Raw genomic sequence first — 14,616 nt, forward strand, 5'->3', positions numbered from 1 at the left:
GTTAACGAGCAGTTTTTTATGCTGCTTGGTATCCAATTTCTCCGAGGCCAGACTAAATCAAACAGGGCTTTACTCTGCAAAATTGGCCATTAGCAATAGGGTTTACTTAGTTTGCGCTGCTGTTTACACTGGTTATTCGTTTTTCTGCCTGCCTAATGAGCCTAATCATGTCTTTTAGTGAGCTTAATCTCTCCCCTTCTCTATTGGCGGCCTTGCCCGCACAATATTACACGCCAACGGCCATTCAGCACCAAGCAATACCGGCGATTATTGCCGGAAAAGATGTATTGGCTCTGGCTCACACCGGCTGCGGTAAAACAGTGGCGTTTGGTTTGGGCCTGTTACAACAGCTCTCGCTAGCATCACAAAACAATGAAGAGAGTGGCGGGCACATTCTAGGGGTTATCATAGTGCCAACCCGTGAGCTGGCGGCACAAATTAATGCCGTGCTTGCTCCCTTATCCCAAGCCGTCAACCTCTCTCAGCTGATGGTATCTGGTGGAGTCGATATCCATAAACAGATCACGGCACTGGCACAACACACTCCCCAGTTATTAATCGCCACGCCGGGGCGCTTATTAGATCTGCTCAATCAGCAGCAAGTGTCATTATCTAGCGTTAAGCATTTGGTGTTAGATGAAGCCGACCGCTTACTGGACATGGGATTTTGGCCGGACATTCAGCGTATTTTGCACGCCTTGCCAGCCCTACAGCAACGGCTGCTATTTTCAGCCACGCTGGCAGCTGAGTTAGCCAAAACAACGGCGTTATTTATGCCCAATGCACAGCGTATTGAGGTGGGCAATCACAATCAGGTGGTGGATGCCATTGATCAGCATTGTTATTTGGTGAACAAAGGTAGCAAGGCACAGGCGTTAATTGCGCTGCTCACAACCTCATTTAAACAACAGCAAGCTTTGGTGTTTATTAATGCCCGAGACAGTGCCGATGCGCTGGCAAAAAAGTTAAATAAAGCCAATATTGTGGCGCGAGCGCTACATGGCGAAAAAGATCATAGTGAACGTGAGCAGGCCTTATTGGCCTTTAAAAAAGAGGAGGTACGGGTGTTGGTGGCCACCGACTTGCTGGCACGAGGCATAGATGTGGCAAGGCTTGCGGTAGTGATCAACTTGGACCTACCTCCCAGTGCCCCTGTGTATGTTCACAGGGTCGGCCGCACCGCCCGAGCCGGCTTAAGTGGGGTTGCCATTTCGTTGGTGTGCCATGGTGAAGCGCAGGCGCTGGCGGCCATTCGTCAATTAACTGGGGCTGAGCTGCCATTGCAAGCCTTAGCGGGGTTTCCCGTAACAGATACCCCTGCAAGCGGTGAACGTAAGCGCCCTGTACGGGATAAAAAAGCCAATCGACGCCGCGCAAACAATAAGCGCCAGCAAAAGCCTAAGCAGCAGACCACAAAATAGTCATTGTTTTACACTAATCGCGCTCAAAAAAGCCTTAAAGCACACCACTATTCAAATGAGATCCACGGAACATAAGTGGCCTTATGGTGATGCGCTGGTTAACATAGCGCCCTAAACATTCTAACAATTAATGTGTTGAGAGCCCTAATGGACGTCACTGCCCTACCCACTTTTTTTACTGAGCTTGAAGCTCGCTTTGTTGAACACCAAGCCCATCACCCTCAAGAGTTACGGCGTTTATTTCACGGCCGAGGGCGCCGTTGGCCGGGTCTTGAGCAGATAACGGCTGACTGGTTGGGTGATCAATTATTAGTGACCTTATTTATTGAACCAACCTTAGAGTTTATCACAACGCTGACTAAGGGGCTGAGTGAGTTTGCCCAGCACACACTATGGCAACAAGCCGGTGGCCGCGCTATGTTAATACAACATAGAAAACGAGCCGGATCCCCGATTGAGGTTATCTGGGGTGAACTTGAAGCCAACCCTGTGGTATACGAACAAGGGTTACAATATCAATTAGTGCTGGGGCGCAATCAAAACCATGGCCTGTTTCTTGATATGCGCTTAGGACGAGACTGGGTGCGCCAGCAAGCGGCGGACAAAAAGGTATTAAATTTATTTGCCTACACCTGTGGATTTTCGGTGGCAGCCATGGCTGGGGGCGCGAAGCAAGTCGTTAATCTTGATATGGCAAAAGGCATGCTAAGCCGGGGGCGCGATAATCATCGCCTTAATCAGCAAGATGTAAGAGCGGTAACCTTTCTTGGTTATGATGTGTTTAAATCATGGGGCAGGTTACGAAAAATGGGTCCTTATGAACTGGTGATTATTGACCCGCCTTCGTTTCAAAAAGGCAGCTTTGCACTTACCCAAGATTATCACAAGATATTGCGCCGCCTGCCGGAATTGCTGACACCCAATGGCCAAGTATTGGCCTGCGTCAATGCACCCGCTATCGCCAGTCAGTTTTTAATCGAAAGCATGGCCGAACATGCGCCTAGCTTAGCGTTTGTAAAACGATTAGAAAACCCAGCTGAATTTGCAGACATAGACCCCGAAGCAGGCCTTAAGGCCTTGGTGTTTGCCAGCCAGCAGGGAGTAGAAATGACTAGCGAGGGGTAGCGGTAAGTTAACAATATAGAGCTGGCACCTATTTAGCTTTCAGTCATTGCGAACGTTGCTAGTCTTGTTGTAACAACAAGACTAGCAGCGGCTAAAAATGTCGAGTGATCTCTATGATAAGGCGTATTTAGCCCTGCCTAAAGCGCACCACTAGCTCGTGTAAATCGCCGGAAATATCCTTTAAATCACTTAATGAAGCCGAGGCTTTATGAGCGCTGTCGGCGCTGGAGTCGGCAAGGCCGGCAATGTTAACGACTTGGCGATTAATATCTTCGGCCACATGAGCTTGCTCTTCAACGGCCGCCGCCATCTGGGTTGACATATTAGCAATATTTTCTACCGCATCAGAAATTCCATTCAGCATAACGCCACTTTCTTGTACCCGTGCCACCCCAGTTTCGGCATGGGTAGTCCCTTGCTCAGCAACGGTCACGGCACTCTTTGCTCGTGCTGTTAGCTCATTGACTATGTTATAAATTTCTTGAGTAGACGCTTGAGTACGCTGTGCCAAGTTTCGTACTTCATCGGCCACCACGGCAAAACCGCGACCTTGCTCTCCTGCACGAGCCGCTTCTATGGCCGCATTAAGTGCTAATAAGTTGGTTTGCTCTGCAATTTGTTCAATCATCTTCGCTGCACTAGCAATATTTTCTGTCTGTTCAGACACAGCTGTGACCGATTGACTGATATCGGCAACGGTATCACGCAGTGTTTCAATGGATTCTTTGGTGACATTGGCAATCGCCGTACCCTGAGTAACTAAATTATTAGCGGTATCTGCCGATGCTGCGGTCTCGCTAACATGCTGAGAAACCTCACTAATAGTGGTGCTCATTTGGTTCATGGCGGTAGCCACTTGCTGGGTTTCAGCTTGCTGACACTCAATTTCGGAGCGCATACTTTGGGTCAATGTAAACCCTGAATCCGTTTCATTCGCTACATTTTTTGCCGCACTTTCAATACGTGTGATCACAGTACCAAGGTGTGCCAGCTCACTTAAAATTGCCACTTTAAGCTTACCGACCTCCCCCACATCATTAGTATAACTTTGTACCGCCAATGGGTGAGAAAAAGCGGTTTTTAGCATATTATTTAATGAAAGGATCATTGATTTTTTTAGCTGATGCGCCCACAAGGCATATATCACTACCGAGCAAACCAGCACTAGCTGTGCACTCAAATTACTGCCGGTCAGCAACAAACCGCCCCAACTTAATAGCGCCAGCAATAAAAATAACTGATGCGGGGACGCTTTAATGCTTCGCATTGCCACACTCAATCGCGATGGCTGCTTACCATTTTGTATCTTGTTATAAAGCTGCTGGGTGCGGGCCACATCTTCTTGTCTAGGCGCCGAGCGTACCGACTCATATCCCACTACCTTGCCATGGCGTGTCATGGGAGTGACATAGGCATCCACCCAATAAAAGCCCCCGTCTTTACAGCGATTTTTAATCACCCCCATCCAGGGTTGGCCTTTTTTAAGGTGCGCCCACATCATTTTGAATGCGTCGGGGGGCATCTCGGGGTGACGTACTATGTTGTGGGGTTGACCTAAAAGCTCCTCCCGTGAAAAGCCACTCATAGCAACAAATGCCTCATTGCATTCAGTGATATTACCTTGGGTATCAGTAACGGTAATCAGCTTCTCATGACCGGTAAAGCGCTTTTCATTATCAGTTATGGGTAAGTTTTTTCTCATAGATCATGACCTTATTAGCGGCTAATTATTTTAGTATAGTGTCTAAAATGGGGTGCGATTTACTCTTAAATTTTAGCTTAAATACTACTATAGCTATTATAGTAACAATCTAACTTTATCGCTCTATTTTTCTCTATATTATAATGAATGCGATAAGCGAGTCACAATCTATCTGTATCTGAGTCGCTACCTCCATAAAAAATGCCGAGTGTAAGCTCGGCATTTTTGTTTAAAGTGACTTGTAGACCTCAATTATTAATCGCGGAAGTCTTTAGGACGATTACCGCTAGGAAAGTCGTATATTTTAGCCGGATAGTCCGGTCTAGGCTGATGAGTAAAATAATGAGCTACGTCAACAGCGTCTTGATCATTAAGCACCTCACCTTCGCCCCAGCCACCATGAGTGTTAACGCCCATTGGCATATTATATTTAATAAAGGCCGCCGCTTTATAAGTACGCGCCATGCCGGCCCCTAAATTAAAGGACTCATCACCCCACAACGGTGGGAAGGCCATAGTACCAGAGGCGTCTCGTTTTCCTTCACCATTGCTACCATGACAAGCCGCACATTGCAGCGCATAAATCGCTTTACCACGGTCTGGGTCGGGCACTAAACTTTTATCAATCGGTCCACTGTTATCAATTTGCACTCGACCACCGTGAGGAACGTCTTGCGCCAGCCATTTCATGTAGGCAATCATGGACTGCATTTCATTTGAGTCTTCATCTAATGGCTTGCCGTTCATTGAACGCTGCATACAACCGTTAATTCTATCCTCTAATGAAAACATCCGCTCAGCACGGGGGTTTATTTGTGGAAAAGAATTAAAGGTATTGATATAAGGCGCACCATAAGGCTTAGTACCTTGTTCAATATGGCAACTATTACAGTTCATATGCGAGCCCACATTATCAGGCATCAGGGTTTTGGTTTCATTTAACAACCGTTTACCGTATAAAATTTGCTCAGCATTAGGCTCATCAGGGATGAGTGTATCTGATGGCAATACATAATCGGGCAAAGGTTGCCCTTCTTTATCAACAACAGCATAACGCGTGTTATTTGATGACGCTTGTGCCAAGCCTGTTGCGACCAATAATATGCCGCCCAAGGCGATGCTCAACCGCAGTGTGAATAAATTACTCATGTGCGTCTCCTGCAACGGCTAAGTGGGGGGACTTGCCCGCCAAAAATTGTCGAATGTGTTTGACTTCACTGGCTGCCACCTCAGGGGCTTGATTGGTCCAGCCATTACGAATAAAGTTAATCACAGACGCCACTTCATCATCACTCATGTGATTAAAGGAAGGCATGGCAAAATCCATCACATCTTTATTGTTGCTGGGCATTTTTCCGCCCTCCAGTGTTACCTGAATAACTGACTGGGGATTTTTAGCAAAAATTGCAGAGTTTTCTGCTAACGCAGGAAAAATGCGCGGAATGCCTAAACCATCAGCTCGATGACATACCATGCAATTCTCTACATAAAGCAATGCACCTTGACTCAAATCACTACCTGCTTGTAATGCAGCCGTCGTCGTATCCTCTTTAGGCTCAAACGCTAATATCTTGCCTTTGGCTGGGGGTAATTGCTTAAGATAGGCCGACATAGCACTAATATCAGCTTCGCTCATATAGCGTGTACTGTGCTCAATAACATCGCCCATAGCACCAAAGGCCGCCACTTTATCAGTTCGCCCGGTAGCAAAAAATTGTTCAAGTTCATCCTGGGACCATGAGGACAAACCACGGGCTTCGCCACGTAAGCTCTTTGCCCGCCAGCCATCAATCACAGCACCCGATAAAAAAGCACTGTTGGCGCCATCCATTTTCATGGCTTTTTCTTGATACGCCAACCCACGCGGTGTATGACAAGCACCACAGTGCCCTGGGCCCTCAACTAAATAAGCTCCCCGGTTTTCAAGAGCACTTAATTGTGTATCTGGCTCAAAGTCACGATCAGGAGCAAACAGCAGCTGCCACCAACTCATGGGCCAGCGCATATTAAATGGCCACGGAATAGTTGATTCACCATTAGCTTGATTCACCGCATTCACGCCTGTCATAAAGTAGGCATACATGGCGCTAATGTCTTCATCAGGCATAATAGCGTAAGAAGGATATGGCATCGCTGGATATAAAGGACGATTGTCGGGTGTCACACCATGTTGCACTGCACGCTTAAAATCGGCCAGTGAATATTGGCCAATACCAGTGTCTTTATCCGGTGTAATATTGGTACTATAAATGGCCCCTAACGGCGTTTCCATGGCTAAGCCACCGGCAAAAGGCTGGCCTCCTGGTGCGGTATGGCAAGCCACACAGTCTGCGGTGCGTGCAACATACTCTCCTTTTTGTACCAACTGCGTATTATTGCTGTTTAATTGCGTATTGGCGTGGCCTTGGTCACTTACGGCACGTTGCTTACTCAGCAAATGTGCGCCTCCAACTCCAATGCCCACCCCTATCGCGGCTAATACCACGACCGACGTGGCTGTTTTTTTTATTTTGCCCATGCGGTTTCGCCCCTAAAATGCTTATTACATTAACCTAGTACAGGATGATGATTTATTAAAGTGAGCTCCATTGTGGTATTCCACATAAGCCCCTTGTTTATGACCTAGCGCATGCTGTGATTAAATAACCACCACACTAAGTTATATTCTGCGGTTAAAATCGCTTTTTAGTGCATATTCTTCATCCAGCAGTCGACCCCAAGACTGGCGCGCGTATACTAGCGGTAATTTACCAATATCAATGAGTTTTTTGAGTGCAGCCACTGAGTCAAATTGAACTAAACCCTAGGGTAACATTGCCCGACGATATCGCTACATTAAGTCAAGTACCGGCTATCGAGTTGAGTGCCTTGCAAGCAAGGGCAGATTCAGCTTTTGCTACTTTGTCAGCATTAAATGCGATGAACCCCATTTTATTATTAAATGGCTTTTCTGGCGTGGACTATGAAGAATTAGTAGAAAGCTTAATCACAAAGCACGCTAACCATGCCGATTTGTTCGACCTGTGCTATGCAGAAAACCTCAATCATCCACAAAAACCTATTTGGTTAAAGCTCAAAGCCGGTACCGGATTAGTATTTTGTGAGTTAGTGGGTCAATTATTAGAACTCTCATCACGTCACTTAGAAGCAGAGCACATAGTGCAACGTATTCTAAAAAAACAAAATCATAACCCTAAAGTGGCGGACTACTTATCTTTGTTATCGCAACATGTCGCGGCGGGACAAGGCTTTAGCCACCCTGTATTAATAAACCTAATGGTGCACCGTCATAATAACACCATGCCCATTGTTTATGCGCGTCAGTTTAGTCCTGAACAGTTATTTGGTGCCGTGCATTTTCAAACCGAGCAAGGGTCTGTGTTTAGTCATCATCACTTGCTTGAGCCTGGACTGTTACATCAAGCCAATGGCGGCTATTTGGTGGTGCCTATTGATGAACTGCTTAATCAGCCCCAGCTATGGTTTAGACTCAAAAATGCGCTCCTTACTCGCCAAGTAGAGTGGAGTCGCCCCGCTGAAATGGCGGCATTTTACTTTCAACCTGAGCCTCCCCCACTGGATATCCATTTGGTTTTAGTGGGTGATCGTATGGCGGTTGCTGAGCTGTATATGCTGGATCATGAACTCGACACTTTGGCATTTTTACGCGCCGATATTATTCCGGAGTGGGATCTCAAGCACGCTCTGCCTGAGTATTTAGGGTATTTGTCACATTTGCGCCATAAGCATCAACTATTAGATTTTGATGCCAGCGCTATCAGCCGTCTCTGTCGCCATGCCAGTAAAATGACCGACCATCAGCATAAGTTAACCTTGGTTGAGGCTGAATTAGTAGCCATAATGCAACTGGCTGATGTTGCAGCACGGCGCGAACAAAGTGAGTTAATTCGTGACACTCACATGCAAGCCGCACAACAAGAACAAGACTATCGCTTAAGCTATTTATTGGAGCAATCTGACTTAGGCGTGCGCGATGGCCAATATCTACTACAAACCCAAGGGCAGACGGTGGGCCAAATTAACGGTCTATCTGTGTTACAAATTACCGGTCACCCCTATGATTTTGGTGAGCCAGTACGCTTAACCGCAACCGTACACTTAGGTGACGGTGATGTGTCTGATATTGAAAGAAAGTCAGAGCTTGCCGGCCATATTCATGCCAAAGCTATGATGATAATTCAAGGTTATCTGGCCAATGTATTTGGCGCCGAGCACCCTACTCCTTTATCAGCCACCTTGGTTTTTGAGCAGTCCTATCACGAAATAGACGGCGATAGCGCCTCATTAGCGGGTTTGTGCGCGCTGTTATCAGCATTAGCCAAAGAACCCATTTATCAACAATTTGCCCTAACAGGTGCCGTTGATCAATTTGGTAATGTGCAGCCGGTAGGAGGCGTTAACGAAAAAATAGAAGGGTTTTACCGTTTGTGTAAAATTCAGGGCCTAACGGGTAAGCAAGGCGTTATTTTACCCGCTAGCAACCAACTACAATTAAACTTGTCAGACGAAGTGGTCGAAGCCGTTACTGCGGGGCAATTCCATATTTATCCAGTGACCCATGTTACACAGGCCATTGAGCTGCTTACCGGCAATGTAGCCGGCGATGTAGAGCAAGCTGATACCCTGTTTGGTCGTATTAGAGAGCGTCTAGATGATCTAAATGGTCACTCCGTGAATACCGGTTTTTTACGGCGCTTATTTCGATACTAAAGTGATCGGACTTGTCTAGCGAACAAGTGTTCGCTAGAATGGCGCCAATTTACAATAAAGGCTCAGGCCTGAACATAATGGAATAGTGAAACTATGCCTTCACAAGATATCCCTTCGCAAAAAGAACTGGGCAAATACGCCTTTACTCGAGAAGAACTCTTGGCATGTAGCCAAGGTGAATTATTTGGCCCAGGTAACAGCCAGTTGCCTGCACCTAATATGCTAATGATGGACCGCATCACTCACATTTGTGATGAAAGTGGTGAGCACGGCAAAGGCGAAATTGTTGCTGAACTAGATATTAACCCAGACTTATGGTTTTTTGATTGTCACTTCCCAGGCGACCCTGTTATGCCTGGCTGCTTAGGCTTAGATGCTATGTGGCAGCTAGTGGGTTTTTTCTTAGGTTGGAAAGGCGGCCCGGGTAAAGGACGTGCACTGGGTGTAGGTGAAGTGAAATTTAGTGGCCAAATTGTTCCTACGGCCAAAAAAGTGACCTATCGCATTACGTTAAAGCGCGTTATTTGGCGCAAACTCATTATGGGTATTGCTGATGGCACAGTAGAAGTCGATGGCCGCGTGATCTATGAAGCCAAAGATTTAAAAGTCGGTTTATTTACCGATACCTCTTCGTTTTAAGGCAGCTATGCTGCTTAACCAATATTAAAAAAGGCCCCGATATATCGGGGCCTTTTTATTGGAATTGTTTAACGTAAGAACAGGCCTGCGCCTTTATCTTCCATGGCTTCTCGCCACCCCCCTAACCACTCTCCTTTGGCATCAAAGTCGTGATGAGGGCAATTGTCTTTTGATCGTCCACTTACGCCTGCTTGATAACCGCGAGTACGGGCTCTTTCCAAACGGTCACGTTTTTGTCTCTTCATAGGTATTAACCTCATGTGTTGAACAAAGTGTGTCACAAATATCAAAATGCTAAACAATCACTGCACCGATTTTACTCTTCAGCCAAAGGTAAAGGGCTAAATAATCACGAGCAGCCCTTTATCAATAATGCAATTAGCAGCAAAAATCAAGGTTATTTTTTAATCAAATGAAAAAGAGCGATACGTTAAACGCGCTACATCATGGGTGAAAGATGCAACCGGTTTATTTTTTCGCACCGCGTTCAGCGTAAAACGTATCACTGTCTGTTAAGCGCTTTGTGCTTCTAGTTCTTCCCAGCGAGTAAAGGCGGTTTCAAACTCGGCCTCTGTATCAGCGAGCTCCTGCAAAGTGCCTTGAGTCTGCTCGTCACTTTGGCTAAAGAAGTCGGGCGCATTCACCACAAGTTGTAAGCGCTCTATCGCTTGCTCAAGTTGTTCAAGTTTAGCAGGCAGCCCCTTCAGCTCTTGCTGCTCTTTATAAGAGAGCTTTTTATTGGCTTTATTAACCTCAGCGACCGGCTTTGCTTTGGGCTCAACTTGTGCGACAGCTTTGTTCGTTTTGGCCTTGGTGGTCGGTGCCGGAGTTTGAAAGGACAATTGGTGCTGCATATCTAAGTAGCCGCCCACAAACTCGCTGACTTTGCCCTCGCCTTCAAATAACCAGCAATGGGTAGCGGTGTTATCAATAAAATCACGGTCGTGACTCACTAACAACAAGGTGCCTTTATACTCAGCTAGCAATTCCTCTAACAACTCTAAGGTTTCTACATCCAAGTCGTTGGTCGGCTCATCAAGTACTAACAAGTTACTGGGCTTTAAGAATAAACGCGCCAGTAACAAACGGTTCTTCTCACCGCCCGACAAAGCTTTTACTGGGGTGCGAGCACGCTTAGGCTCAAACAAAAAGTCTTGTAAATAACCCAACACATGGCGACTGCGACCGTTCACTTCGACTTCTTGCTTACCTTCAGCCAAGTTATCCATAACGGTGCGCTCAGGATCCAGCTGCTCACGATATTGGTCAAAATAGGCCACCTCTAACTTGGTGCCACATTTTAAAGTACCAGAGTCGGCTTCTAGTCGACCTAATAACAGCTTAATCAGAGTACTCTTACCGCAGCCGTTGGGTCCCACCAAGGCAATTTTATCGCCACGCTGAATAAGGGTTGAGAAGTTTTTCAGTAACGGCTTGTTTTCATAAGCAAAATTAAGATTTTCTGCTTCAAATACAATTTTACCGGAGCGGCGCACATCGTCTAAGGTCACGTTCACTTTGCCAACACTTTCACGACGCTCACTGCGCTCTACCCGCAAAGCTTTAAGGGCGCGAACTCGGCCTTCATTACGGGTACGACGGGCCTTCACCCCTTGACGGATCCAAGCTTCTTCTTGTGCTAAGCGTTTATCAAATAACGCATTTTGCTCGGATTCTACGCGCAGTGCTTCTTCTTTATTAACCAAGTATTCATCGTAGTTACCCGGCCAGCTAGACAGCTTACCACGGTCAAGATCGACAATGCGCGTGGCCATTTTACGAATAAAGGCACGGTCGTGACTGACAAAGACAATGGCACCTTTAAAATCGAGCAAGAAGCTTTCTAACCAGGCAATAGCATCAATGTCTAAGTGGTTAGTTGGCTCATCTAGCAATAAGATTTCAGGCTCGTTAGTTAGCGCGCGGGCCAAGGCCACTTTACGTAACCATCCCCCCGATAAATCATTTAATCGCGTATCACCATTCAGCTCGAGCAAGGTCAGGCTTTGATTAATGCGTGTTTCAAACTGCCAGCCGTCGGCGACTTCAACTTGCTCTTGCAAACGCATTAGCTCATTCATGACTTTTTCTGAGCAATCGTGAGCTACTAATTCTAATTGGTGATGGTATTTCGCCAATAAGGCGCCAGTTTCAGCTAAACCACCTGCCACATAGTCGAACACGGTTTGATCGTCATCAACTTGAGGGGGATCTTGCTCTAAACGGGCAATATTCACGCCTTGTTGTAACTGACGGCGGCCATCATCTAATTGTAATTCATTGGCAATGACCTTCATCAAGGTCGACTTGCCCGCGCCATTACGGCCAACAATACATACTCGCTCACCGGCTTGTATATTAAACTCTATGCCATCTAATAATGGCGCATCACCAAACGCCAACTGGGCGTTTTGCAGGGTCAATAAACTCATTAAATCACTCTACTAAATTCAAGAATGTCGGCGGCCGTAAATGGCCAATCCAGCTCGGCACCGTCTTGGCGGCGCAGCACCGGAATACGTATCGAGTACGCAGCCAGCCACCGTTCGTCATCAATAATATCGCTAATCTGGGTTTGGCTTTGTAAGCCGGTTTGTGCCAACAATGCCCATGCTTGCTCACACAGGTGGCAACCGTCGGTAGAAAACAGCGTTAGGCTCATGGTTAACTCCAGCGAATTTCCCAACAGTTATGAATATGGGGGTTGCGGGCAAAATCTTTCGGTAAGCTGCCCTTAGTAATGTCTTTGGCCACCAGCCCTAACTCGGTTAGTGCTACTATGTCCATTTTGAAATGGCGTTTGTTATTAGAGAAAATCATCACGCCCTCTGCGCGCAGCCGCTTACTTAACACGCTCAGCAACTCAATGTGATCACGCTGAATATCAAACTCAGCATCCATACGCTTGGAGTTAGAAAAAGTCGGTGGATCAACAAAAATGAGGTCGTAATCGTCACCTGGCTGTCGTAGCCAGTTCAAGCAATCGGCTTGAATAAACTGATGGCGACGCCCCGTTAAGCCATTCAGCGTCATATTACGCTCAGCCCACCCTAAATAGGTTTTGGACATATCAACCGTAGTGGTCGATTTAGCCCCACCTAAACCAGCATGTACGCTGGCGCTGCCGGTATAAGCAAACAGGTTAAGAAAATCTTTGCCCTTGGCCATCTCGCCCAATTGTTTACGAATGGGTCTGTGATCTAAAAACAACCCGGTATCTAAATAGTCATACAAATTAACGAGCAACTGAGCATTATGCTCTTGCACTTGCAGCCATTGATCACGACGGTCTAGCTTTTCATATTGCTCACGGCCTTGCTGGCGCGCACGCACTTTTAAAATAATCTTACTTCCATCCACGCCCGTTACGGCCTGCGTCGCTTGTACTAAGTCATAAAAACGCCCGCGCGCTTTATGTTGGGCTATGGTTTTGGGCGCCGCGTATTCTTGAATAACAATATAATCTAGATAGCGGTCGATGGCGGCATTGTACTCGGGTAAATCAGCATCGTATAAACGATAGCAATCAATGTGCTCTTTTTTCGCCCACTTCTCTAACGCTTTTATGTTTTTCTTTAAGCGATTAGCAAAATCTTCCGCTAAGGGACGTGCGGCTTTGGCATCTTCGGCAATCAGGTAGTTGCGCAGCTCACAAGCCAAGGCACCGTTAAATAACTTATAGGTTTTTTCTGGGCGCAGTCGCAAGCAGCTCAATAATTCCGCAGAGCTAGAAATCAGACTAACGTGCCAGCCTTTAAACTGCTCACGCAGTTTATCGCCCAACTGCTGATGTAAGCCTAATAAAGACGGGAACTCACTTAAACGCTCACCATAAGGTGGGTTTGAAATCACCCAACCGGCTTCATCTGCAGGGTTTATTAAGCTATCTACCCCGCCGGTTTTAAAGCGAATAAAAGCCGCCACGCCGGCCGCTTGGGCATTTTCTTGGGCAAAAGCTAACACCCGTTTATCTTGGTCAAATCCATAGAGTTCGGTATTACCCAACTTGATGCCGCGAGTGGCGCGCACGGTAGCCTCAGCGCTAATTTCTTGCCACAACTCACGATTATGGCCGCTCCAGGCCATAAAACCAAAGCGTACCCGCAATAAACCCGGCGCATGATCGGCGGCCATTAAGGCTGCTTCTATTAATAAGGTGCCCGAGCCACACATAGGGTCAACCAAGGGTTTGCTAATGTCCCAACCGCTGCGTAACAAAATAGCCACCGCTAAATTTTCTTTTAACGGCGCCTCGCCTGCTTGTTGGCGATAGCCACGCTGATGAAGCGCAGGGCCCGATAAATCAAGCGTGATGCTCAGCTGATTGTTACGCTTTAAATGCGCCAAAATGCGAATATCGGGGGTGCGTTTGTCAACATTAGGCCGCTCACCGTGGCGTTTGGTTAGGCGATCTACAATGGCGTCTTTAATTTTTAGCGCACCGTATTGAGTATTGGTAATGGCCTCGTTGGCCCCCGAAAAATCGACGGCAAAGGTTTGACCTGGTTGAATATGCTGCTCCCACTCCACATTGGCTGCACCTAAGTACAAATCCATGTCGGTACGCATGGTAAACTCAGCTAACTGCAACATAATACGCGACGCGAGCCGCGACCACATACAGGCTCGATAGGCAGTAGACAGCTCGCCTTTAAAGGCGATACCGGCCACCGTCTCTTGAAGGTCGGTCGCACCTAAGGCGCTGAGTTCATCATTAAGTAAGGATTCAAGGCCCTTGGGGCAAGTAGCAAAAAACGGCAGCATAGTCAGGCTTGTTCTAATAAAAAGAGGCCGACATTATACCTCAAACCAACACAAGACTGTAAAATTTGCCACGCATTGTCTGCAAAATGCTCGATTTGGCGTTTTATCCGCCATGCGACATAAAGTTCTGGATAACCGCTTGCATTCAGTCAGTCATATCTCTATTATGCACAACCTAAGGACGCGGGATGGAGCAGTTTGGTAGCTCGTCGGGCTCATAACCCGAAGGTCGTT

11 protein-coding genes and 1 pseudogene are annotated in these 14,616 nt (G+C 46.8%); 4 read left to right on the top strand and 8 right to left on the bottom strand.

Annotated features, from left to right (window positions below; genetic code table 11):
- Positions 1-167 precede the first annotated feature (167 nt).
- Both ACTHY5_RS07460 and ACTHY5_RS07465 read left to right on the top strand, forming a co-directional pair.
- Positions 168-1,421: a DEAD/DEAH box helicase gene (locus tag ACTHY5_RS07460; RefSeq protein WP_441878290.1), complete on the top strand. Its 1,254-nt coding sequence runs from the start codon at positions 168-170 to the stop codon at positions 1,419-1,421.
- Between the two features lie 147 nt (positions 1,422-1,568).
- Positions 1,569-2,546 (top strand): class I SAM-dependent methyltransferase, encoded by a 978-nt coding sequence (locus tag ACTHY5_RS07465; RefSeq protein WP_441878292.1) that lies wholly within the window; start codon positions 1,569-1,571, stop codon positions 2,544-2,546.
- Between the two features lie 127 nt (positions 2,547-2,673).
- Here the strand turns inward: ACTHY5_RS07465 and ACTHY5_RS07470 are convergent, their stop codons facing one another.
- The 4 genes and pseudogenes from ACTHY5_RS07470 to ACTHY5_RS07485 all read right to left on the bottom strand — a co-directional run bounded on the left by ACTHY5_RS07470 (position 2,674) and on the right by ACTHY5_RS07485 (position 6,766).
- A complete protein-coding gene (locus tag ACTHY5_RS07470; RefSeq protein WP_441878310.1) occupies positions 2,674-3,945 on the bottom strand; it encodes a methyl-accepting chemotaxis protein in 1,272 nt (423 codons plus the stop codon).
- Positions 3,919-4,248 (bottom strand): annotated as a pseudogene (locus ACTHY5_RS07475) (PAS domain-containing protein); the annotation flags it as partial. The pseudogene ACTHY5_RS07475 and the gene ACTHY5_RS07470, both read right to left, overlap by 27 nt.
- A gap of 255 nt (positions 4,249-4,503) precedes the next feature.
- Positions 4,504-5,397, bottom strand: a complete 894-nt coding sequence (locus ACTHY5_RS07480; protein ID WP_441878294.1) for a c-type cytochrome — start codon at positions 5,395-5,397, stop codon at positions 4,504-4,506.
- Complete coding sequence (locus tag ACTHY5_RS07485; RefSeq protein WP_441878296.1) at positions 5,390-6,766, bottom strand: c-type cytochrome; 1,377 nt, start codon at positions 6,764-6,766, stop codon at positions 5,390-5,392. Before ACTHY5_RS07485 ends, ACTHY5_RS07480 begins: the two co-directional genes overlap by 8 nt.
- 254 nt (positions 6,767-7,020) lie before the next feature.
- Between ACTHY5_RS07485 and ACTHY5_RS07490 the strand changes: the two genes are divergently transcribed.
- A complete protein-coding gene (locus ACTHY5_RS07490; protein WP_441878298.1) occupies positions 7,021-8,979 on the top strand; it encodes a Lon protease family protein in 1,959 nt (652 codons plus the stop codon).
- Positions 8,980-9,072: 93 nt separating this feature from the next.
- Positions 9,073-9,618: a 3-hydroxyacyl-[acyl-carrier-protein] dehydratase FabA gene (gene fabA / locus ACTHY5_RS07495; protein WP_441878300.1), complete on the top strand. Its 546-nt coding sequence runs from the start codon at positions 9,073-9,075 to the stop codon at positions 9,616-9,618.
- A gap of 68 nt (positions 9,619-9,686) precedes the next feature.
- Here fabA and rmf read toward each other — a convergent pair whose 3' ends face one another.
- The 4 genes from rmf to rlmKL form a co-directional block, all read right to left on the bottom strand.
- The gene (gene rmf / locus ACTHY5_RS07500; protein ID WP_441878302.1) at positions 9,687-9,863 is read right to left on the bottom strand and encodes a ribosome modulation factor; all 177 of its coding nucleotides are present in this window, start codon (positions 9,861-9,863) and stop codon (positions 9,687-9,689) included.
- A gap of 267 nt (positions 9,864-10,130) precedes the next feature.
- Positions 10,131-12,050: an ATP-binding cassette ATPase Uup gene (uup, locus tag ACTHY5_RS07505; protein ID WP_441878304.1), complete on the bottom strand. Its 1,920-nt coding sequence runs from the start codon at positions 12,048-12,050 to the stop codon at positions 10,131-10,133.
- Positions 12,050-12,280 (bottom strand): glutaredoxin family protein, encoded by a 231-nt coding sequence (locus ACTHY5_RS07510; protein ID WP_441878306.1) that lies wholly within the window; start codon positions 12,278-12,280, stop codon positions 12,050-12,052. Before ACTHY5_RS07510 ends, uup begins: the two co-directional genes overlap by 1 nt.
- A gap of 2 nt (positions 12,281-12,282) precedes the next feature.
- Positions 12,283-14,382, bottom strand: coding sequence for a bifunctional 23S rRNA (guanine(2069)-N(7))-methyltransferase RlmK/23S rRNA (guanine(2445)-N(2))-methyltransferase RlmL (gene rlmKL / locus ACTHY5_RS07515; protein ID WP_441878308.1), 2,100 nt, complete (start codon positions 14,380-14,382; stop codon positions 12,283-12,285).
- Positions 14,383-14,616 lie beyond the last annotated feature (234 nt).

This window comes from Oceanisphaera sp., from assembly GCF_052084945.1.
Classification (GTDB): domain Bacteria; phylum Pseudomonadota; class Gammaproteobacteria; order Enterobacterales; family Aeromonadaceae; genus Oceanimonas.